Source organism: Pseudomonas fluorescens (assembly GCF_902497745.1).
GTDB lineage: Bacteria > Pseudomonadota > Gammaproteobacteria > Pseudomonadales > Pseudomonadaceae > Aquipseudomonas > Aquipseudomonas fluorescens_BM.
In genome coordinates, this window is the sequence record NZ_CABVHJ010000008.1 from 53703 (window position 1) to 74508 (window position 20806).

General features: G+C 58.3%; 18 protein-coding genes and 1 pseudogene. 11 read left to right on the top strand and 8 right to left on the bottom strand.

Annotated elements, in window-relative coordinates:
* Positions 1 to 128: 128 nt before the first annotated feature.
* Positions 129 to 1625 carry a helix-turn-helix transcriptional regulator gene (locus tag F8N44_RS14350; RefSeq protein WP_150650732.1) on the bottom strand — a complete coding sequence of 499 codons (1497 nt, stop codon included), beginning with the start codon at positions 1623 to 1625 and terminating at the stop codon, positions 129 to 131.
* Positions 1626 to 1823: 198 nt separating this feature from the next.
* On the opposite strand from F8N44_RS14350, the gene F8N44_RS14355 reads away from it, so the two are divergent.
* Positions 1824 to 2015, top strand: a complete 192-nt coding sequence (locus F8N44_RS14355; RefSeq protein WP_038366183.1) for a hypothetical protein — start codon at positions 1824 to 1826, stop codon at positions 2013 to 2015.
* 122 nt (positions 2016 to 2137) lie between these two features.
* Here the strand turns inward: F8N44_RS14355 and F8N44_RS14360 are convergent, their stop codons facing one another.
* Together F8N44_RS14360 and F8N44_RS14365 are read right to left on the bottom strand one after the other, a co-directional pair.
* Positions 2138 to 2770, bottom strand: coding sequence for a PQQ-binding-like beta-propeller repeat protein (locus tag F8N44_RS14360; protein ID WP_150650733.1), 633 nt, complete (start codon positions 2768 to 2770; stop codon positions 2138 to 2140).
* A 31-nt stretch (positions 2771 to 2801) separates the two neighbouring features.
* Positions 2802 to 4013: a helix-turn-helix domain-containing protein gene (locus F8N44_RS14365; protein ID WP_150650734.1), complete on the bottom strand. Its 1212-nt coding sequence runs from the start codon at positions 4011 to 4013 to the stop codon at positions 2802 to 2804.
* Between the two features lie 130 nt (positions 4014 to 4143).
* On the opposite strand from F8N44_RS14365, the gene tssI reads away from it, so the two are divergent.
* The 5 genes from tssI to F8N44_RS14390 all read left to right on the top strand — a co-directional run bounded on the left by tssI (position 4144) and on the right by F8N44_RS14390 (position 10603).
* Positions 4144 to 6387: a type VI secretion system tip protein VgrG gene (gene tssI / locus F8N44_RS14370; protein WP_224794768.1), complete on the top strand. Its 2244-nt coding sequence runs from the start codon at positions 4144 to 4146 to the stop codon at positions 6385 to 6387.
* 3 nt (positions 6388 to 6390) lie between these two features.
* Positions 6391 to 7677: a VRR-NUC domain-containing protein gene (locus tag F8N44_RS14375; RefSeq protein WP_007919616.1), complete on the top strand. Its 1287-nt coding sequence runs from the start codon at positions 6391 to 6393 to the stop codon at positions 7675 to 7677.
* 14 nt (positions 7678 to 7691) lie between these two features.
* A complete protein-coding gene (locus F8N44_RS14380) occupies positions 7692 to 8813 on the top strand; it encodes a DUF3396 domain-containing protein (protein WP_150650735.1) in 1122 nt (373 codons plus the stop codon).
* Between the two features lie 72 nt (positions 8814 to 8885).
* On the top strand, positions 8886 to 9827 hold the full coding sequence (locus F8N44_RS14385) for a PoNe immunity protein domain-containing protein (RefSeq protein WP_150650736.1): 942 nt from the start codon (positions 8886 to 8888) through the stop codon (positions 9825 to 9827).
* The gene (locus tag F8N44_RS14390) at positions 9824 to 10603 is read left to right on the top strand and encodes a PoNe immunity protein domain-containing protein (protein ID WP_150650737.1); all 780 of its coding nucleotides are present in this window, start codon (positions 9824 to 9826) and stop codon (positions 10601 to 10603) included. The genes F8N44_RS14385 and F8N44_RS14390 overlap by 4 nt, the downstream gene beginning before the upstream one ends.
* A gap of 36 nt (positions 10604 to 10639) precedes the next feature.
* On the opposite strand, the gene F8N44_RS14395 is transcribed toward F8N44_RS14390, so the two are convergent.
* Positions 10640 to 11086: an NUDIX hydrolase gene (locus tag F8N44_RS14395; RefSeq protein WP_150650738.1), complete on the bottom strand. Its 447-nt coding sequence runs from the start codon at positions 11084 to 11086 to the stop codon at positions 10640 to 10642.
* A gap of 438 nt (positions 11087 to 11524) precedes the next feature.
* Between F8N44_RS14395 and F8N44_RS14405 the strand changes: the two genes are divergently transcribed.
* Complete coding sequence (locus tag F8N44_RS14405; protein WP_150650739.1) at positions 11525 to 11953, top strand: nuclear transport factor 2 family protein; 429 nt, start codon at positions 11525 to 11527, stop codon at positions 11951 to 11953.
* Between the two features lie 177 nt (positions 11954 to 12130).
* Here F8N44_RS14405 and mqo read toward each other — a convergent pair whose 3' ends face one another.
* A complete protein-coding gene (mqo, locus tag F8N44_RS14410) occupies positions 12131 to 13777 on the bottom strand; it encodes a malate dehydrogenase (quinone) (RefSeq protein WP_150650740.1) in 1647 nt (548 codons plus the stop codon).
* A gap of 522 nt (positions 13778 to 14299) precedes the next feature.
* Between mqo and F8N44_RS14415 the strand changes: the two genes are divergently transcribed.
* The gene (locus F8N44_RS14415) at positions 14300 to 14731 is read left to right on the top strand and encodes a nuclear transport factor 2 family protein (RefSeq protein WP_095120253.1); all 432 of its coding nucleotides are present in this window, start codon (positions 14300 to 14302) and stop codon (positions 14729 to 14731) included.
* Between the two features lie 141 nt (positions 14732 to 14872).
* Here F8N44_RS14415 and F8N44_RS32205 read toward each other — a convergent pair whose 3' ends face one another.
* Together F8N44_RS32205 and F8N44_RS32210 are read right to left on the bottom strand one after the other, a co-directional pair.
* On the bottom strand, positions 14873 to 15736 hold the full coding sequence (locus tag F8N44_RS32205) for a methyl-accepting chemotaxis protein (protein ID WP_412071516.1): 864 nt from the start codon (positions 15734 to 15736) through the stop codon (positions 14873 to 14875).
* Positions 15731 to 16507, bottom strand: a pseudogene (locus tag F8N44_RS32210) (MCP four helix bundle domain-containing protein); the annotation flags it as partial. The pseudogene F8N44_RS32210 and the gene F8N44_RS32205, both read right to left, overlap by 6 nt.
* A gap of 223 nt (positions 16508 to 16730) precedes the next feature.
* Between F8N44_RS32210 and sodC the strand changes: the two are divergent.
* The 3 genes from sodC to F8N44_RS14435 all read left to right on the top strand — a co-directional run bounded on the left by sodC (position 16731) and on the right by F8N44_RS14435 (position 18209).
* Complete coding sequence (gene sodC, locus F8N44_RS14425; RefSeq protein WP_150650742.1) at positions 16731 to 17252, top strand: superoxide dismutase family protein; 522 nt, start codon at positions 16731 to 16733, stop codon at positions 17250 to 17252.
* A 160-nt stretch (positions 17253 to 17412) separates the two neighbouring features.
* On the top strand, positions 17413 to 17727 hold the full coding sequence (locus F8N44_RS14430) for a DUF2388 domain-containing protein (RefSeq protein WP_150650743.1): 315 nt from the start codon (positions 17413 to 17415) through the stop codon (positions 17725 to 17727).
* Positions 17728 to 17807: 80 nt separating this feature from the next.
* A complete protein-coding gene (locus tag F8N44_RS14435) occupies positions 17808 to 18209 on the top strand; it encodes a hypothetical protein (RefSeq protein ID WP_177413854.1) in 402 nt (133 codons plus the stop codon).
* On the opposite strand, the gene ligD is transcribed toward F8N44_RS14435, so the two are convergent.
* Positions 18210 to 20801, bottom strand: a complete 2592-nt coding sequence (ligD, locus tag F8N44_RS14440; RefSeq protein WP_150650744.1) for a DNA ligase D — start codon at positions 20799 to 20801, stop codon at positions 18210 to 18212.
* Between the last annotated feature and the right edge of the window lie 5 nt (positions 20802 to 20806).

Here is a 20806-nt window from a genome sequence, read left to right on the forward strand (position 1 = left end):
TCCTTTAGCAACTTCGAAGGGACGCGACCACAAACCTCAAAAGGCTCGCACCGCACCCCAACAGACTAAGAACAGCCGCCCGACATCAACACCTCAAATTGCACCAGATCAACTAGTGCATTTGCACCCTATCGCTGCCCCTTGCCACCCGACTCCCCGGAGAACAAGCCACGCTCCCGCGCCCAGACAATCGCCTCACTGCGACTGTGCACATCCAGCTTGGAATACACCGTCGCGACATGATTACGCACGGTGTTCGGCGCCAGTTTCAGCCGCGCCGCGATCTCCTTGTCCGCCAGCCCTTCACAGATCAACCCCAGCACATCACGTTCACGCGCCGTCAGATCGGTAAACGAAACGCTAGGCAATTGCGGCGAGTTGACCTTCTTCACATTGGCCAGTTTTTCGATCAGCGTCCGACTGAACCACGAAGCATCTTTCATCACCTCTTCAATCGCCGCCACCAGCTCAAGCTCGGTGCGCTTGCGCTCGGTGATGTCCATCAACACCAGCAAATAACACGGCATGTCCTGAATATTCACGGTGTCGGCCGATAGCGCACACTCGAGCAGTTCCGCATCTTTCTTGCGCACCCGCACATCCACCCGATCGACCCGACCGTTTTTCTCAAGCGCGGCCAGCAACCGCGTGCGCGCACCGCTGTCATCGATGAAATCCAGCCGCGTCACGGTGTTGCCGAGCACGTCCTCGCTGTCGTAGGCCAGGGTTTCGAGGAACGCCTGATTGACGTCGATCACCTGCTGTTCATCGGCACTGCAAATCAGGATCGGCACCGGCGTCAGGCGAAACGCCTTGGCAAAACGCTCCTCGCTTTGACGCAACGCCACCTCGGCCCTGTGCCTCGGCTCCATGTCGACGAAGGAAAACAGCATGCAATCCTCATCGTTGAGCGTCAGCGGTTGGCCGGCGACGATCACTTGCTTGCTGCCGCCATCAGGCAGGCGCAGTTCGGCCTGCATCTGCGGAATGGTCGCGACATCACGCAGACGCTGAATCGCCAGATCTTTTTTCTCGGCCTGCTCAAAAATGTCGATCTCATAGGCCGAAGTGCCAATCACCTGCTCGCGGGTATAGCCGGTCATCTCGAGAAAACCGGGATTGACCTTGATGTAGCGCAGGTCGCTGAGGCGGCAGATCACCGCCGGCGCGGGGTTGGCGTTGAAGGTTTTTTCGAAACGCTGCTCGGCGTTGGCCCAGTCGGTGACGTCGCTCATGATCAGCACCAACGACTCGGGCTGCCCTTCGCGATCGGTGAGAATCATGCTGCGCACGCTGTGCACCCAGATACGTTCCGGATCATCGGTCGGCGATACTTCGATCAGCACGTCATTGAAACTCTCACAGCGCGCCACCCGGCTGATCGGGTAGTTTTCCGCGGTGATCGAGTGATTGTTGCGATAGCGCAGGTTGAATTTTTTGGCATATTCGTCGGCATTGTGGCCCAGATCGGTGATCCGGCTGACACCGTGCATGGCCAGCGCGGCTTCGTTGGCCCAGAGAATGCTCTGATCCAGCTCCAGCAGAATCACCCCGTCGGACAGCCCGGCGATGATCTGCTGCAACTGGCGGCGGTTGGTTTCGGTGGTCAGGACTTCCTGGCTCATTGGATCTCCACAAGTGATACGCCCATGTGAAGAGTACGACCGCAGCCACCCGTGATCGTGCCGAGCCATTAATTTGCGCCACGACGCCTACAGGGGATCGCGGTGCATTCGCGAGTTCCGGCTTTGTCGTCTAACGTTAATACCTCATCGGATTGAGCCCCTGCCCGCAACACCGGGCTCTTGATCAAGGAGAGACTGATGACGTCGCGCCGCAACATCGAACAAACCTACCGCACTTGGTCCAGCCCGATTCTGCTGGAGCTGAAAAAGCGTGAGCACCAAATGGCGCCGGTCGAGCGTCAGGCACTTGAGAATGTCCTGGTGGAAAGAAGGTTGCTGGACATCGGCAATCCGGACGGTATCGAACGCCGTCGAAACAGCGGTGACTGATACTCCGCTTTCGCGAGCAGGCTCGCTCCCACAGGGTTTGGGGTTGCTCACAAAATTTGTGTTCACCCGCAATCACTGTGGGAGCGACCTTGCTCGCGAAGAGGCCAGTACAGACACCTTGATCACTGAGGCCGACGCACCGCCCTCACCCGCCCGCTGTCGCCGCCACCGCAATAAAAGCGATCCGCGCCGTCAGCCTCCAAACCCGAGACTCCCTGACCCGCCGGCATCTTCAGCGACTCAAGGACCTTGCCATCCTGCGCATCAATCCGCCGTAGCTCACTCTCATCTCCCTCCCAAGTGCCATGCCACAAGGCACCATCCACCCAGGTCACCCCAGTGACAAAACGGTTCGACTCCAGCGTGCGCAGGATCTCGCCGGTCTGCGGATCGATCTGATGAATCTTGCGCTCGCGATACTGCCCCACCCATAACGAGCCGTCCGCCCAGGCCATGCCTGAATCACCGCCATTGCCCGGTGCCGGAATGGTGTGCAGAACGCGTCCGGTGGCCGGATCGATTTTGTGGATGTGGCGGTCGGCAATCTGGTACAGGTGCTTGCCGTCGAAGGCGGTTCCACCGTCGGCGCCGACCTTGAGCGTGCGCACGGTTTCGCCACTGGCCGGATCCAGTGCGTTGAGCTGTCCGTCGCTGGCGAACCAGACCTGCTGGCCATCGAAGGTCACGCCGTGAATGCCTTTGATGTCATCAAACGGGCCGTACTCGCGAAGGATTTCTGCGTTTGCGTGTTTCATGGGGGCTTCCTCGTGGGTGTGTGGGTCCAGCCTAGCCATTGCCCAGCGACACCGGGAGTAACAAGATCGTCGCGAAACCCGGCATTGGCGGCGTCATCCAGCGCCGCGCCCGGCCGACACCGAAGGCCTGAACCTTGCCCACCAGCGCCAATGCCTCCAACGCTCGCTGCACCTGACGCTGACTGTTGCCCAAGGCCAGTGCCAACGCCGAACTCGACCAACTCTCGCCGTCGGCAAGCAAGGCCAGCAACGCCGCGTATTTGTCCTCGACCGGCAAGGTCAGCAACGCCACATCCGCGGCCACCAGCGCAAAGCCTCTTGGCGTTGCGGTAATGCTCGCCAGCGGTGCCAACGTCGCACGCAACCGGCCGATTTCGACCCGCAAGCGAGCACGGTGCGACTCATCCGTGAGGGGAAAACCAAAGGCTGTGGCGAACAGCGTTTCGCGCGCCACATCGTCCGGCCAGGCTTGCGCGAGTAATCGTGCGAGATTGAACAGCATCGACCGCGTGGCCAGCGCCACCGTCATGCCGGCACCGCGCACGCTGTAGCGACAGGCATCGACGATCAGTGTCGACGAGGTGAACAACGCTTCCACCTCCTCCAGATTCACCAGTTTTGCCTGACCGGCGACGATCAACCGTGCTGCCGGCGCAGCGAGCATGTGACTGGCCTGATCGACCTCGGCGCTCAGTGCGGCGATCCCGGCCTGTTGCGCCGCAACCTGCGCCCTAGCCAGCGCCGCACTGGCCTTGTGTGCCTGGACCCGACGCACGGCGATCCCGGCGGCGATCAACTCATGAGCAGTACGCAGCGCCGGCGGCAACGGCGCCGGGTCAGTTTCACCCAGCAACGTCTCGGCCTCGTCCAATTCGCCAATCAGCAGCAACCGGCGAATCTGTAAATAGCGCGCGTGCGCCGCATTCACACCGTCACCGTGATCCTGCAAAACCTGCCGCGCCGCCTCCAGTGCCTTCACCGGCCAGCCCAAATCCCGCGCTGCCAGCGCCACCTCGGCCTCGGCGACCACACAACGCGCCCGCGACAACGGTTCATTGCTGCCGAACGCCTTTATCGCCCGTTGCAACAACGCCTTGGCACGGGGCAGATCACCGAGCTGAGCCATGGCAATTGCGCGCAGGGCCAGCGCCGGCGGGTCCTCACGCAGAGCGACGTAGTTCAACGCGCCTAGCGGGTCACCAGCAGACAGCGCGCGTGCGGCGGCGTTGATCAGCGAATCCATGGCTCGTCCGTCCCTCGATGGCTGCATCGTGAGCTGAGTCTGATCGCTGATTATGGCGCGTTTGGACGCTTGATCGGCTGTTTCAGTTGTTGCAACATCGGCACAGCTTTTCCAATGGATGGAGTCGAGCATGCTGGATGCAAACGCTAGCCACATTACCTTCACTGTCGAAGGCGCCAACGCCGACCTGCAAGTCCTCAGCTTCACCGGTCGCGAAGCCCTCAACCAACCGTTCCGTTTCGACCTCGAACTCGTCAGCGCGCGCCCCGACCTCAAACTCGAAGAGCTGCTGCACAAGCCCGGCGTCCTGACTTTCGGCCCGACCGGCGAAGGCAAGATCCACGGTCTGGTCTATCGCATCGAGCAAGGCGACTCCGGCAAGACCCTGACCCGTTACAGCCTCAGCCTGGTGCCACAACTGGCCTACCTGCGGCACAACCACGATCAGCAGATTTTCCAGCAACTGACCGTGCCGAAGATCATCGCTCAGGTGCTGGAGGATCGCGGCATCCTCGCCGACGCCTACAGTTTCCAGCTCAACGCCGAATACCCGGAACGTGAGTACTGCGTGCAGTACGACGAATCCGACCTGCATTTCATCCAGCGCCTGTGCGAAGAAGAAGGCATTCACTTCCACTTCCAGCACAGCAGCAGCGGCCACAAACTGGTATTCGGCGACGACCAGACGGTGTTCCGCAAGCTGAAACCGGTGAGCTACCAGCAAGACTCCGGCATGGCCGCCGACAAACCGGTGATCAAACGCTTCAACCTGCGTCTGGAAACCCGCACCACCCGCGTCAGCCGCCGCGATTACGACTTCGAAAAACCGCAGATCCTCCCCGAAGGCGCGGTCAAAACCGAGTTCGCCCCGGACCTCGAGGACTACGACTACCCCGGCCGCTTCACCACCCGCGAGCGCGGCAAGTTCCTCTCCACCCGCGCCCTCGAACGCCATCGCAGCGACTACAAACTCGCCGAAGGCAAAGGTGACGAACCAACCCTCACCAGCGGCCATTTCCTGACGCTGGCCGAACACCCGCGCGCCGAGTGGAACGACCTGTGGCTGCTGCTGGAAGTCTTGCACGAAGGCAAACAGCCGCAAGTGCTCGGCGAAAACGTCACCAGCGACGTCACCGACAACAAAAGCGATTTCCACCAGGGCTACCGCAACAGCTTCCTCGCCACCCCGTGGGACGCGCATTACCGCCCTGCCCTTGAACACCCGAAACCAAAAGTCCTCGGCAGCCAGACCGCCGTCGTCACCGGCCCCGCAGGCGAAGAAATCCACTGCGACCAATTCGGCCGGATCAAAGTGCAATTCCACTGGGACCGCGACGGCCAGTCCAACGACAAAACCACCTGCTGGATGCGCGTCGCCAGCGGCTGGGCCGGCGCAGCCTATGGCGGCATCGCCATCCCGCGCATCGGCATGGAAGTCCTCGTCACCTTCCTCGAAGGCGATCCCGACCAGCCGCTGGTCACCGGTTGCCTGTACCACAAGGAAAACGTCGTCTCCTACGACCTGCCGGCGAACAAAACCCGCAGCACCTTCAAGACCCTGAGCTCACCGGGCGGCAAGGGCTACAACGAATTCCGCATCGAAGACAAGAAAGGCGCCGAGCAGATCTACATCCACGCCCAGCGCGATTGGGACGAGAACATCGAGCACGACCAGAAGATCCGCGTCGGCAACGAACGGCACGACACCGTCGAAGCCAACACGCTGAGCGAATTCAAGGTTGAAGAACACCGCATCACCCATCTGGACCGCATCAGCGAAATGCGCGCCGACGAGCACCTGACCGTCGGCGTGACCCAGCACGTAAAAATCGGCACCGCTCAATTCGTCGAAGCCGGCAGCGAAATTCACTACCACGCCGGCGACAAGGTCGTGGTAGACGCCGGCATGGAACTCACCGCCAAGGCTGGCGGCAGTTTCGTCAAGGTCGACGCCGGCGGCGTGACCATCAGCGGCGCCGAAGTGAAGGTCAATACCGGCGGCGCACCTGGCGTGGGGACCGGGATCGGGATTTTGGTGCCGTTGATTCCCGGCGCAGTTGACACCGATAAATTCGGCCAATTGCCTGACAGCGCGCCGCGCAGTCACAAGGCGCGCTACCTGTTGCTGGATGAGAAAACCGGTGAACCTCTGGTGGGTACCCCCTATACGTTGAAGCTCGCTGATAGCACCCGAATTGCCGGTTATACCAACGAAGAAGGAAAAACCTTTCAGGCACACAGCAGCAGCCCGGCAGAGGTTGAACTGCTGACACCTGTTCGCAAACCCGAGCCTGAAGAGCCGTTGATCAGGGCAGGGGAAAGCGCACCCAAGGAAATGACCCTGGACTTCAAAAACGCCAACTCGGAGGGCTGAATCATGCCGGTCATGCAACCACCTCAAACGCCACAAGGCTGCACGAACACCAGTATCGAAGGTACGGTCAAACAAGCACCGCTGCCCAATCCTGATAACAAACCGTATCTGATGGAAAAAGCCAATTACGCATCGCGGTTTCCCAGATTAACGATAAAAAAAGCCAAAGATGGCGACTTCACCGGCATGGAGCTTAAACAGCTGGTAATGAGTGGATTGATTCGGGCAGATGAATACCGCTGGGAATTCAAATGGGATTACAAAGCTGAAGTCTGCTTCGATATGTCGTCCCTCCCCCCCAAACCATTCCTGAGTTCCTCATGGCTGGGCGACGATGTGAAGCCAGACCCCACGCGGCGCCATTCACTCTTTCCATTCCCTAAAGGTTCAGTCAAAGGATTATTACGGCGTCCCGACGTTATCATCGTCAAGACACGCAGCTTGCGTTGGCCGGGACAAGCTGGAACAGATCATCAAGGTGTTGCGCACCCGGATAATCTGGAAAGGCTAGTGGAAGTGAAGTTTCCCGGGGACGTCCTCGGTATGGCACAGCGAGAGGCTTATCTGGATATAGCTGGTGGCCCAAACCGTTTTTCTGTACTCGAAATCAATGATTGTCGAGATGACGGCGAGCGTGAACGCGACCGCGAATACAACAGACAACATAAGCCTACTGGTGAGTTCAACCCACAGCAATGGCCTGTTTTGCTGCCCCCGACCGGAGGCCCGGGGCAAGCCCCAAGACCCGCTCCGGTCCCTGTTCCCGCGTACGGCCCAACAGCGACACCCAGACCGGCGCGGGTCGAAAGCTGGACGCAACTTCAAGAGGCCGTTGAAGGGCTCTTGGAGCAAGGTGCTCAGGGCATTCGAAGGCTATCGCAAGAAATGCAACAACACCTCGAAGACGCCGCTACGTGGCTCGGAATCAAGGGTCAATGGATTAGACGTGAGTCTCAAAAAGCCTGGGAATGGGTCAGTGAAACAGGTGCGAAGATCGTTCGCTGGACGGATGAGCAACTCAGGGCTGCGTGGAAGGAAATTCAGCATTTCACCGACCTGACCTTGGAAAAGCTCAAGGAAATCGACTGGATGCAAGTATTGATTGACGTAGGAACAGTCGTTGCCACCGTTGTGGTGGCTTTTGCTATTGGAGCGGCCCTGGTTGCTGCCGGTGTGCCTGCTGCTATCGTCGCAGCAATTTTGGTTATCGTTCGACTGGCTCAGCTTTCATGGGCCGTGCTAGCCACCATTTTGGGCGGCGCTGCTATCACTGCTGCGGCGACAGCCTGATAAAAGAGAGCTTTATGAATACATTGGAAAAACTGAGCGAACAAGCTCCAGACCTGACGTTTGAGCTACCCGATAACACCCCCGTTGTACGACTCGGGCTGATCGCAACCCTCTACTTCAAGGAAGGCTACTCGCTGCAAAGCAAGCGCAATGTCATGCAATGCTTCACCCGATTCAAGGAAGAGTTCGGCCAGCATCTGAAGGGACAGTTCGACGACCGCTACAAGAAGCTGACAGATTCCGGATTCAGCAAAACCCAGGAAAAAATCCGCGAGTCAGGGCCGAACGAACAATACGAATGGCACATCAGCAGCGCCGCAACGGCGAACGAAGCTGCTGCGTACAGCCTGTCCGCACTGAACTCGTTCGAGGTGCATGGCGATCAAAAACGCTCATACCTGAAGATGACATTGCCCTGGAGTTTCCTGAAAGAGCCCGATGGCGTCGCGCGCTTTGAAGAATGGCTGGTTTACTTGTGCGATCAGGTTGAAGCCGAACATGGCTACGGCGGACTTTCGAGCATACTGCCCTACGACTTCGATCGTTACATGCCCATGGAATTTCAACTGGCGCAGCAATATGTCGGTCTGGAAGTTGACTCAATGGTGCACAACTTCAAACGAGAACTGCTTGATCACATCAAAGGTGTCAACTGGTACACCATTGTAGGCACTCGATTTACCGAGCAACTGGGAGGTAAAGACGGATTACGCCACGCCTTAAGCGGACGTGGCGACGTCGAGATGCTGGATTATCAGGGCGGACTGATCATTCGCGCCGGCGCTTTACCCGAACTGGGCGCTATCCATGAACCTCTACCCGTAACCTATGTAGCGGTGAACCGCGTTTTGAAACAGCTTCGTAATCCAAAACCCGATCAACTGCACACTTATTCACCCTACGGTAACTGCTTCGAACAAGACAGTACCGAGCGCTGGTACGCGCGATTCGACCAAGATGATGCGCATTCGAAAACTCCAGCACGAATAGAGGCCGGTCAGCCTTGTAGCGCCGCGGGTTATTGGTTCAGCCCCGCACAGGCAAACTCCCGACGTTACTTCGACTTGGGGGAAATAATGCCTCGGTTCAGTGGCTCGAATTGGGGCGATACGCTTTGGTATTGGTCAGGTGATTAAAATCGACAACATTGCGCAAGCTTCGACTCTGCTCCAACAGCATTTACGTTATCTAGGAACACATGAGCTCCGATGAAAACGAAACAAAATCTCCTTAACGACGCTCAATATGCGGAGTTTCTCGCCTACAGCGTGGACACCGAGGAGTTCTGGAAAAACAACACCTTTGAATCTGACTCCCCGGAACAGGAAGCCTCACTGCGGGCGAATCACTTCAAGACAGTTGCTTTAAAAAAGCTGCTGATCTCCTATACCGCCGGCGTCGATATTCCAGAGTTAGAGCCTCTGCTTGAAGACCTGATTTCAAAATATGAAGTACGCCAGCAAAAACTGGCAGCTTTCGAACAGATCGCGAATATCTCTCCACTGGCTATCGACAGCTGGCTGGACGAATATGAAGAGTGCGTACAGGTGATCAGTCTGTGTGTCCTGCTCCACCGCACTGATCTTCTGAAACGGTTCATAAGCCTGGTGGACAATGCGGGTTTCAAGGGAGAGGACGCACTCTACGAAGATCTTCTCTGCAAAGTGTTGCCTGATCGAGACGATGTTGATGAGTGGTTTCACGATGTCTACACGCCGTTGATACAGGCGATTTACGCAGATGAAAAAGAAGAAGCTTCCGAGCTGCTACTGACTTATTGCAAACAATGGTATCCCGCATTCCGGCATGCGCCTTGGCACGACGCTCACCTACAGGGAGAGGACGGGAACTACGTGGGCTACTGGGCGTTTGAAGCTGGCGCCGTCGCATTTTTGTATGGCATCGATGATCACGCCGTCGACCATATGGTTTACCCGAAAGATCTGGTCGACTACGCGAGAAATCATCAAAGCCCACGAATGACACAAGTTGGCCGAATCGTTGCCGGCGATGCATGCAGCCGGACCGGCTATTGGTTCACGCCTGCTCAGGCGAACTCCCGCCGTCATTTCCAACAGGGTGAACTCATGCCGAAGATCAACGACTCCCGTTGGGGCGATACGCTTTGGTATTGGTCAGGTGAAGCGTGAGTGCAGGAATAAGAGCGAGCGAACGCCAATCCTTTTTCAGCAGACGCCACTACGCACACTTTCTCGGGGAACACGATGCTGTCGTGGAGTTCTTCAAGACCAATCGCTTCCAATCAGATTCTGACGACGAAGAAGCGAGCCTGCGCGCGGCATTCTTTCAGAGACTGGCGCTTGATAAGTTGCTTGCAACTTATACCGTTGGCGAGCCTATCGAAGCTCTCCTCCCGTTACTTGAAGACTTGCTCGATCAGTATGAACTGCGCCAGCAGAGGCTGGCCGCCTACGAAGATGTTCCGCAAATCTCACCACTCGCCATTGATGATTGGCCAGATGAATACGAAGAAGCCGTTCAAGTGATCAGCCTGTGCATTCTGCTCGACCGCAAGGACCTGCTCATACGATTCGTTAAACTTCTGGACGACGCTGGTTACGCCGGGGACGACACGCTCTATGAAGATCTGCTGAAAAAAGTCCTGCCTGATCGGCAAGACGTTGATCAGTGGTATCACGACGTCTACACCCCTCTCGTACAGGCAATTTATGCCGACACCCGCGAAGAGGCGTCCCTGCTGCTCAATGAGTATTGCCAGACTTGGTATCCAGCTTTCGAACAAGCGCCTTGGCACGATACGCACTTACAGGGCGACGACGGCAACTACGTCGGCTACTGGGCATTCGAAGCTGCGGCGATTGTCTTTCTGTATGGCTTGGATGATCGCCATGTCGATCACTGGGTTTACCCGAAAGATCTCGTCGAGTACGCGCGAAGTCGGTGAATCGATTGCACCGGAATTCGTATCCCCCAGCTGAGCTCAGCCGAGCAATCCGGTGCTCCTCAGCAGCTCCTGCAAGCCTTTTGGCACTAAAGGCGCCTGCTCGCTGAAGCTTGAGCTGTCATGCCAGCGCGCGGTGAAGGGCGCGCCGTCGCTTTCATGGCCATCGATCTGTGCGTGGTCGTAAACGCCCAGATCGACAAACGTCGCGTCGTATACCTGGACAATTTCGTGTCCCGGTTTGCCGTTGTAAACGAAAAGACTTTCGAGTGTGCCGAGCAGACACATGTCCGTCATGGTCTGCCCCAACTCCTCCTGCACTTCACGCACGATGGTTTCGGCGCTCGTCTCGCCGAACTCGATACCGCCGCCGATGGGCCGAAAGCAGGTTTGCTGGCTGACCGGGTCGCGAAATTCGTTAACCAGAATTTTGCCGTTGTGATGAAAAACGCAAAGTGCGAGCGCGCGAATGCGGTGTTCGGCCATGACTGAAGTCCATTTACAGGTGTGGGGGCGCGGCATTTAAACATGCTTTGCGCGACACACCCGTGGACGTCACTGGAAAAGGGTCGCCTCAGACCGGAGAAATCGTTGCGAGCAGGCCGATCAGAATGGTCAGTGTCAGAAAGCCACCCAGAAAAATCGCCATCTTGTTCATGTTGCTCTCCTCAATGCTGAGCTTGCGGTGCACTGGGCGCTTCGGGATGAAGGATTGCCGCGAGTGCCGAACCGTGGGGCTATTTTGAGCGGATGACTGAGCTGGTAACAGAGGCAGATCCAGTGAAAAAATACGGATCAGATGCGCATCTGATCCGCATGGGCCATGGGCCGATATTCAGATCGCGGCACAAGGATTCAATTTCGGCGTGGTTGATCTAAAGTCATTGCCGTCGCGACAACAACAAGAAAAATCCTGGAGGGAACATGACCGATCTGAACCTGCAACCCAACGTCGCCGAATCGCTAGGCAAATGGCACGAAATGATCCACACCGGCAACCTAAGTGCCCTGCCCGGCCTGCTCGACCCGCAAGCCGTGTTCCGCTCGCCGATGGCGCACACGCCTTACCCGGGTGCGCCGGTGGTGTCGATGATCCTCAATACCGTGTTTGAGGTGTTTGAAGACTTCAAATACCACCGCGAACTGGCGACTGCCGATGGCTTGAATGTGATTCTGGAGTTCAGCGCCAGGGTCGGGACGAAAGAGCTGAAAGGCATCGACATGATTCGCTTCGATGAGCACGGCAAGATTGTCGAGTTCGAGGTGATGGTGCGGCCACTCAGCGGTCTGCAAGCCTTGGGCGAAGAGATGGGCCGGCGGCTCGGTGCATATCTGGCCAAGGCAAAAGCCTGAACACCTGAGCACAGATATAACCCCGTAGGAGCTGCCGAAGGCTGCGATCTTTTGACTTTTCTTCAAGATCAAGAGATCGCAGCCTTCGGCAGCTCCTACAGGGGCGTAAAGGGCACGTGCACAAAAAAGCCCACTGACCGTCGCCGGTTCAGTGGGCTTTGTGTCTCTGGCGGCTAGTTACAGCGCCATGTCACGTGCAGCGTTTTCCTTCGGAGCTTCAGCTTTTTCAGCTGCCGGTGCGGCCGGAGCAGCCACCTGACCGATCACTGGAGGCGTCGGCAGTTCGAGGATTTTGGCGGTGTAAGCCCACTCTGCAGCCACTTTGGCAGGATCGCTGTTCAGCTGAGTGCCGTAGCTTGGAACGATCTGGTGCAGCTTGGTTTGCCACTCAGGCGTTGCGACTTTGTCTTTGAAGACTTTCTGCAGCACGCTCAGCATGATCGGTGCAGCGGTCGACGCGCCTGGCGATGCGCCCAGCAGGCCGGCGATGGAGCCGTCTTGTGCAGCAACGATTTCGGTGCCCAGTTTCAGCACGCCGCCAGCGGCTTCATCACGCTTGATGATTTGCACGCGTTGGCCGGCTTGCCACAGGCGCCAGTCTTCGGCTTTGGCGTTCGGGAAGTATTCCTTCAGCGCGTTCAGACGGTCTTCATCCGACAGCATCAGTTGGCCGGCAAGGTACTCGACCAGCGGGTATTCCTTGATGCCGACCTTGGTCATAGGCCAGATGTTATGGGTGGTGGTGCTGGTCAGCAGGTCCAGGTACGAGCCTTCTTTCAGGAACTTGGTGCTGAAGGTCGCGAATGGGCCAAACAGGATGACGCGCTTGCCGTCCAGAACACGGGTGTCCAGGTGCGGAACGGACATCGGTGGTGCGCCAACCGACGCTTTACCGTAGGCCTTGGCCAGGTGCTGTTCAGCGATGGCCGGGTTATCGGTCACCAGGAACGAGCCGCCTACCGGGAAGCCAGCGTATTCCTTGGCTTCAGGAATGCCCGACTTCTGCAGCAGGTGCAGTGCACCGCCGCCCGCGCCGATGAAGACGAACTTGGCGTCGGTTTCGGTTTTAGTGCCGTCTTTCAGGTTTTTGTAGCTGACGCGCCAAGTGCCATCGGCATTCTTGGTGATGTCCTGCACTTCGCTCGACAGTTTCAGATCGAAGTTAGGCTTGGTCTGCAGGTACGCAGCGAACTGGCGGGTGATTTCGCCGAAGTTCATATCGGTACCGAGCGGGCTCCAGGTGGCCGCGATTTTCTGGTTCGGGTCACGCCCTTCCATCATCAGCGGGACCCACTTCTTGATCACAGCCGGGTCTTCGGAGTACTGCATGCCGGCGAACAGCGGGCTCGCTTGCAGGGCTTCGTAGCGCTTTTTCAGGAACTTGATGTTGTCATCGCCCCACACGAAGCTCATGTGCGGAGTGGTGTTGATGAACGAGCGAGGGTTCTTCAGAACGCCTTGCTGAACCTGCCAGGCCCAGAACTGACGGGAGACCTGGAACGCTTCGTTGATCTCGACGGCTTTCGGGATCGTTACGTTGCCTTTGTCGTCTTCCGGGGTGTAGTTCAGCTCAGCGAGCGCCGAGTGACCGGTACCGGCGTTGTTCCAGCCGTTGGAACTTTCCAGGGCGACGCCGTCGAGGCGCTCGACCATTTCCATCGACCAGCTTGGCTCCAGCTCATTGATCCACACACCGAGGGTGGTGCTCATGATGCCGCCGCCGATCAGCAGAACGTCGACTTTCTTTGCTTCGTCAGCATTGGCGGATGTCATCCCCATCGCCAAAGCCAGACCCAGCAGGGCTGTGTTCACTTTTTTAAACATCTGTTGCACCTATGATAAAACGCCTTCCGCCCGCCGCTGTTATCTGCATGCGATCCGCTTTGATGACGCTCAGGCTAGCGTCGCAGATTCCGGCACACTTCAATTTTGACGGGTGGGCACACAAGGCCGACATGCTGCATCGACCTCAGTTAATGTCCCTTCTGAACTGACTTCTTATCATTATTGGCTCAGCTACTTGAGCGACAGGGATTCCGTCGGCCCGCCCAGAGGCAAGCAAACTGAATAAGGTCAAACCAAGTTGGCGCGAAGAATATCACGTCAGGGCAAACCCGCGCGTCTGTTCCCGACCTGAGAGTCTTTTTCCGCTCAGGGGCTTATCGGCCGCCAGACGCTGAACATGACCCTTCGATCAGTGCCGCGACTCAAACCCTCCAGCATTCAAGTGTAGTTGGCCAGCGATTGAGTGCTTTTCGGCAGTGCCTTACTCACGAATTTTCTGCTAGGTTGTACGACGACTGACAAATAAGTCATCAACCCCATAACAACAAGGAAACAACCTCCATGACCAAGACCCGACTGCTGATCGGTTTTCTCTGTGCCTTCAACGGTTACGCCATGGCCGCCTCGGCCCCGGCGGAAAAAGATGTCGCCCAAGCGGTCGATCATCTGACCCAGGCGATGCTGCACAAAGACATCGCCGAACTGAACGCCCTCACCGCGCCCAACCTGACCTACGGCCACTCCAGCGGCAAGATTCAGGACAAGAAAGAATTCATTGCCGATATCGAAACCGGCAAGAGCGCGTTCAAGACCCTGGAAATGCAAAACCAGACCATCACCCTGTCCGGCGATACCGCGCTGGTGCGCCACCACTTTTCCGCGCAGGCGTTGAAGGGCACTGAAGTGATACCGACCGAGATCGAGAACTTTCAGATCTGGCAGAAGCAGGACGGCAAGTGGTTGCTGGTGGGGCGGCAGGCGTTCAAGTTCTGATCGGGGTTAACCGACTCTGAATAGATGTTGACTGGGCTGCCGTCTTCGCGAGCAGGCTCGCTCCCACAAGGGAACGCATTCCAAAGGTGGGAGCGAGCCTGCTCGCGAAGGCGGCAGCCCAGGCAATACAAATCTTCCTGGTTACAACCGAAACCGATCCACCGACTGCGCCAACTGCCCCGCCAGGCTCGACAACTCATCGGTGGTATTCGCCGTTTGCCCGATTACACGGCTGTTGCCCTCGGACATCCCGGCAATCATTTCTACTTGATGGGCAATCTCGTTACTGGCCTGACTCTGCTCGCCAATCGTGCGGGTGATGTCGTTGACCAGTTGTGTCGTGCTCAACGTCGCCTCAAGGATTTCGCGAATAGCGCGTTCGACATCCGCCGTCACCGCCATGCCCTTGTCGACCTGCGCTACCCCCGCCTCCATGCTGCTGACCGCCTCGCGGGTACTGTGCTGAATGCGCGCGACCATCGCCGCGATTTCCTGGGTTGAGGCACTGGTGCGTGCCGCCAGACTGCGCACTTCGTCAGCCACCACGGCAAAGCCCCGGCCCTGCTCGCCGGCGCGTGCCGCTTCAATCGCGGCATTGAGCGCCAGCAGGTTGGTCTGGTCGGCAATGCTCTTGATCACCTGAATGATGTTGAAAATGGCTTCGGACTCCTGATCCAGCGTGCGGATCACCTGGGCCGACTGTTGCGCCGAGCGCGCGATATCGTCCATGTCGCTGACCACTTGATGAATCACACCACCCCCCTCTTTCGCCAGCGTTTCGGCTTGACTGGCCATGCTCAGGGCGCGTTCGGCGTGGCGGGTGATTTCCTCGATGCTCGCGGTCATCTGACTGGCGGCTGCAGCCATGGTGCCGGCAGCGACGCTTTGTTGCTGGCTGCTGTCGGCGACCTGATGGCAGCCCTGGCTGAGTTGTTCGCTCATGCCACTGACGCCGTGAGCATTGCGCCGCACCACGTCGATCATGTTGCGCAAGTCGCGCTGCATGGTCGCCAATGTGCGAATCAGGACACTGGCTTCATCCTTGCCGGACGGCTCGGCGATCGGCTCACTGAGATTGCCATGGGCAATGCTTTCGGCGATGCGACTAGCGGTCTTCAACGGTCCCATAATGCTCAGAATCACCCAGCGCCCCTGAATCAACAGCAGCACAAGACTGGCGAGCAACACCAAGCCGAGCGCGACGTTGGCATTGCGGATCGCCGCTTCGGTGCCTGCGCTGGTTTGCCGGGTATTGGTTTCAATCAATTCGCTGAGCGCGGCCATCTGCTCTTCGAGCTGACTGAATGCTGTGTTGAACGTGCCCAGTTCCTGTTGAGCGGCATCAGGACTGTCGAGTGCCAGCCCGACAATCCGCTCGCCGGTGTTGATGTAGGTGTCGAGGCTCGGTCTGATCTGCTCAAGAGCGGTACGCAATGTAGGGTTGATCGGCAGTTTGAGGTTCTCCTCAAGCACCTCACGAAAATGCCCGGCATGCTCGTTGATCGAGTCGCGCACCTCGCTCGCTGTACTGGTGCTTTTGCTCAGTCCCACCAGCATCGCCGAGTAGACATCGGCACGCAGGGCGTCGTGCATCATGTCAGCTTCCATATGGTTGCGCAGCGCGCTCATGCTGACCGCGTTATCGCTGACCGCCGAGGCCATCCGCTGATTGCCGACGTAACTGACCAGACTCACGATCAAGGCTGTCAGCAGACTTGTCACAATCAGCAACACTAAACGCAGTTTGATCGACACCGGGTTTTCCTCCTTGGCCACGCCCGTAAGCGCTTGTCAGCCTTCAGTTAAGCCTATTTGCGCAGGTCTGCCGGACCAGAGCGTGTCAGCAGGTGTCGGCATGAGGGCCAAATGCCGCAAAACTTTCGGATTGCGCGGCAAGTCTCACTTTTCAACGCGCACGGCCAACGCCTTCATCGCCGGTTAATACCGGCAGGCTATTGAGTCCGTCGTTCTGATTTTTCATGCAGCAAAAGGAAACGCTATGAAACGCGCATTGTGGTTGGGTTTGCTTGGCACTTTGGTCATCGGCAGCGCACAGGCGGCGACGGAAAAAGTCGCCATCAATCTGGTCAGCGCCGACGGCGCGCCGCAAGCGATTGGCTCGGTCACCATCAGTGAAACCGCCTACGGCCTGCTGTTCACCCCGGATCTGAAATCCCTGCCGGCCGGCATCCATGGTTTTCACGTCCATGAAAACGGCAGTTGCGACGCCGGTATGAAGGATGGCGTGAAAGGCGCCGCACTCGCCGCTGGCGGGCATTTCGATCCGCAGAAAACCGGCAAGCATCTCGGCCCGTATGCTGACGGTCATTTAGGTGACCTCCCGGCGGTGTACGTGACAGCAGATGGCATCGCCAACTATCCGGTATTGGCGCCGCGCCTGAAAAAGATCTCCGAGATCAAGGGCCATGCGCTGATGATCCACGCCGGTGGCGACAACCACGCCGACATGCCGAAACCGCTGGGTGGTGGCGGTGATCGCATGGCCTGCGGGGTGATTTGACCCGCCGCAGTCTGCAGGCCGGGCAACCTGCAATCGCGTTGCCCGCGTCTGACTTGCAATAACGCAGACTTTGCAGCCCCACGGAACTCCCGCCCGCCGCGCCCCTCTCACATTATGTAGTGCTTCCCTTTTTGCTTCGCGCTTGTGGAGGAACACTGTCATGCGCAAGTTAGTGCTCGTTTCTTCTTTACTCTTATGCCTGCCGGTCGGCTCGGCGTTGGCCCGCGTCGATGCGGGCGATGTCGCCACCTCGGCCGGTGTCTCCGCGTCGCTGTACTCGACCTTCAAGGATCACAAAATGGTGATTCCGGCCCGTGACGACTTGTCTGCATTTGTCGCCAGTGGCGGGGCCATTCGTGGGGTTTATCTTGAGTCGGTGCTGCAACAGGTTCGCCAGAACAATCCTGGCCTGAACGCCAGTGATGAAGATCTCGCCAACGCGATTCTGGTGCATTACGAAGGCCTGAATCAGTAGCCGTCACGGATGAAGCAGCCGATGGACGGCCGCTGAAGGCGCATAGGCAAAACTGTCCGACGGCCTCTATGATGGAGGCCATGACGACTTCTGCGCCTCTGCGCTCACCCTGCCCGCCCGGCGCCTGCATTTGCGGGCGCGATCCGTTGCTGGAGACACCCGGCGCGGATTTGCGCATCCTGCGCCTGACCCGCGAAGAAGAGAAAATCCTGCTGGCGCGGCTGGAAAAACTCAAAGACCTCGCCGATCTCGAACACCTGAAACAACGCATGTATGAACAACTGGGATTGCGCGTCGAAGTCGCCCCCGGTTTCAACGAAGTGCGCACCATGCGCGGCATTGCCATTCAGATCGAAGAGTTGCCTGGCCTGTGCCGCAAGACGCGCGCGGCCATCCCCGCCGCCATTCGTCGCGGCTTGGAAAACCATCCCGAAATCGCCTTCGAACTGCTCAACGCCCACGACTTGCTGCGCGACACCTGATCACTTTTTCAGCCCGACCCGCTTGCGCATCTCGGCGGTGATGCTCTGCCGGGTTTTCTTCATCTCGGCCCATGGCGCGTCGCCGACCTCCGCCAGACGCTCATGAACGTTGCGCACGTTCCATTGATTACCGCCCTTGATCTCGGCAACTTCCTCGCGAAACAGCGGCACTGACACCGGCAGACCTTCGCGGGTGCGCGCGGCGTAAGCGCAGATGGTGGTGGCGCCCAGACCGTTGCGCAGGTAATCGATGAAGATCCGCCCGACACGATTCTTTGGCCCGGACACCGCCGAAAATCGGTCCGGCAATAGCTTGGCCATATGGCTGACGATGGCGTGGCTGAAGTCCTTGACCTCATCCCAGCCGAGTTTGCGGGTCAATGGCACCACCAGATGAATGCCCTTGCCGCCACTGGTTTTAAGGAACGCTTTCAATCCCAGTTCATCGAGCACAGTCAGCGTCAGCGCTGTCGCTTCGACCATGCTTTTCCACGGCAGCGCCGGATCCGGGTCAAGGTCGAGGACGAAGCGATCAGGCTTGTCCAGATCGACGGTGGTGGCGTTCCAGGTGTGCAGCTCGACGGTGCTCATCTGCACGGCGCCGACCAGCGCCTCGGCGTTGTTGACCAGCATCACCGGTTGCCCGGTGACGTCTTTGTCCAGCGTGGTGATGCCGGGTATTGCCAAACGCTCGGCGTTTTTCTGGAAAAACAACTCACCGGCGATGCCGTCCGGGGCGCGCACCAGTGCCACCGGGCGATCCTTGAGTTGCGGCAGGATCCATTCGGAAACGCTGGCGTAATACTCGGCCAGCTGCATTTTGGTAGTGCCACTGACCGCGTCGATCACGCGATCCGGGTGGGTGATGCGCACCTTGCCGTTGGCCAGCCCGAGTTGCGAGGGCGCGGTGTCGGCTTTGCTCGCCGGGGCTTTTTCCGGTGCTTTTTTCGCGGAGGTTTTCTTCTCTGCAGTCTTCACGGGTTTCGCTCGCTCCTCAGTGATGCCCTTGGCCGGTTTGTCATCGCGCAAGCCATGGAACACCGCGTGACGTACCGAACCGTCCTTGGTCATTTCGGCAAACGCAACCTCCGCCAGCAGTTTTGGCTTGAGCCAGTGCACGCCTTTGACCTCGAAACCGCTGGGCGGATTGACCACAGCGGCTTTCTTCACCTGCAAGGGTTTGAGTTGGGCGAGGATGCTTTTCAACGTTGACTCGTTGAAGCCAGTCCCGACCTTGCCGGCGTAACGCAACTCGCCACTGTCACGATCATGCAGCCCCAGCAACAAGGCGCCGAACGCACTGCGCGAACCTTTCGGATCGGTATAACCAACGATCACGAACTCTTGGCGATGCTTGCATTTGAGCTTGATCCAGTCGCTGCTGCGTCGCGACACATACGGCGAGCCGAGGCGTTTGCCGATCAAGCCTTCCATCTGCATCTGGCAGGCGCTGTTGAGCAGCGCGTCCGGCGTTTCGTCGAAGGCTTCGGAGAAGCGCAACAACGGTTGCTCATGGCTGCCAAGCACCGTGGCCAGCGCGGCGCGACGTTCCTCGACCGGCACTTCACGCAGGTCGACACCGTTGAGATACGGCAGATCAAAAAGGTAGTAGAGGATGTTGCCGCTGCGCCCGACCTCGAAAGCATTTTGCAGGGCTTGAAAGTCCGGCACGCCTTGTTCGTTGGCGACGACCATTTCACCGTCCAGCCACGCCGACTCCAATCCCAGCGCAGCCAAGGCTTGGGCCTGTTGCGGCAACTTGTGCGTCCAGTCATGACCGTTGCGGGTAAACAACTGCACCTGATCATGATCAATGCGCGCCATGATCCGATAGCCGTCGAATTTGATCTCGTAGCTCCACTGCCCTTCGGGCGCACTGTCGACGAGGGTGGCCAGTTCCGGCTTGAGCTGCGTCGGCAGTCTGGCCTTGTGCGCACCAGTGAGCTTGCCGCTCGCGGGCCTGCGGGTTTTCGCCGCAGGTTTCTTCAGCGGTTTGCTTTGCTCGGCGGCCAGTTTGGGTTTGTCGACGATTGTGCGTTCGCTCAGCACACTGTCCGGCTCGGCCAGCAGCACGTCGTAATCATCCTGCGGCCGCGCGGCATCGTCCTGATGCTTGATCAGAAACCATTGTTCCTTCTTGCCCGGCATGTGCGTGCGTACCAGGTTCCAGATGCCGCCGAGCTTTTCGCCTTGCAATTCGAACTTGAGCTTGCCCTTTTCGTAGGCCTTGTGCGGATCTTCCAGCGGAATCCACACGCCACGATCCCAGACAATCACATCGCCGGCGCCGTAATGCCCTTCGGGAATGCTGCCCTCGAATGTTGCGTAATCCAGCGGATGATCCTCGACATGCACCGCCAGACGCTTGACCTTGGGATCGAGCGACGGCCCTTTCGGCACTGCCCAACTTTTCAGTGCGCCATCGAGCTCCAGGCGAAAGTCGTAATGCAGGTGCGACGCATCGTGCTTCTGGATGCAGAACTGCAAGGCATGATCCGTGGCGGATTTGCGCCCCGAACGCTTGACGGCCGCCGGTTCCGACGTCGCCGAAAAGTCGCGCATGCGGTTGTAGTCGTCGAGGTTTCTGTTCATCGCGC

Excerpts from the sequence above, each read along its gene's own strand:
- F8N44_RS14350 (WP_150650732.1), bottom strand. The coding sequence starts at position 1,625 with ATGAGCCAGGAAGTCCTGACCACCGAAACCAACCGCCGCCAGTTGCAG.
- F8N44_RS14355 (WP_038366183.1), top strand. The coding sequence starts at position 1,824 with ATGACGTCGCGCCGCAACATCGAACAAACCTACCGCACTTGGTCCAGC.
- F8N44_RS14360 (WP_150650733.1), bottom strand. The coding sequence starts at position 2,770 with ATGAAACACGCAAACGCAGAAATCCTTCGCGAGTACGGCCCGTTTGAT.
- F8N44_RS14365 (WP_150650734.1), bottom strand. The coding sequence starts at position 4,013 with ATGGATTCGCTGATCAACGCCGCCGCACGCGCGCTGTCTGCTGGTGAC.
- tssI (WP_224794768.1), top strand. The coding sequence starts at position 4,144 with ATGCTGGATGCAAACGCTAGCCACATTACCTTCACTGTCGAAGGCGCC.
- F8N44_RS14375 (WP_007919616.1), top strand. The coding sequence starts at position 6,391 with ATGCCGGTCATGCAACCACCTCAAACGCCACAAGGCTGCACGAACACC.
- F8N44_RS14380 (WP_150650735.1), top strand. The coding sequence starts at position 7,692 with ATGAATACATTGGAAAAACTGAGCGAACAAGCTCCAGACCTGACGTTT.
- F8N44_RS14385 (WP_150650736.1), top strand. The coding sequence starts at position 8,886 with ATGAAAACGAAACAAAATCTCCTTAACGACGCTCAATATGCGGAGTTT.
- F8N44_RS14395 (WP_150650738.1), bottom strand. The coding sequence starts at position 11,086 with ATGGCCGAACACCGCATTCGCGCGCTCGCACTTTGCGTTTTTCATCAC.
- F8N44_RS14405 (WP_150650739.1), top strand. The coding sequence starts at position 11,525 with ATGACCGATCTGAACCTGCAACCCAACGTCGCCGAATCGCTAGGCAAA.
- mqo (WP_150650740.1), bottom strand. The coding sequence starts at position 13,777 with ATGTTTAAAAAAGTGAACACAGCCCTGCTGGGTCTGGCTTTGGCGATG.
- F8N44_RS14415 (WP_095120253.1), top strand. The coding sequence starts at position 14,300 with ATGACCAAGACCCGACTGCTGATCGGTTTTCTCTGTGCCTTCAACGGT.
- F8N44_RS32205 (WP_412071516.1), bottom strand. The coding sequence starts at position 15,736 with ATGCAGCGCGACTTGCGCAACATGATCGACGTGGTGCGGCGCAATGCT.
- sodC (WP_150650742.1), top strand. The coding sequence starts at position 16,731 with ATGAAACGCGCATTGTGGTTGGGTTTGCTTGGCACTTTGGTCATCGGC.
- F8N44_RS14430 (WP_150650743.1), top strand. The coding sequence starts at position 17,413 with ATGCGCAAGTTAGTGCTCGTTTCTTCTTTACTCTTATGCCTGCCGGTC.
- F8N44_RS14435 (WP_177413854.1), top strand. The coding sequence starts at position 17,808 with ATGACGACTTCTGCGCCTCTGCGCTCACCCTGCCCGCCCGGCGCCTGC.
- ligD (WP_150650744.1), bottom strand. The coding sequence starts at position 20,801 with ATGAACAGAAACCTCGACGACTACAACCGCATGCGCGACTTTTCGGCG.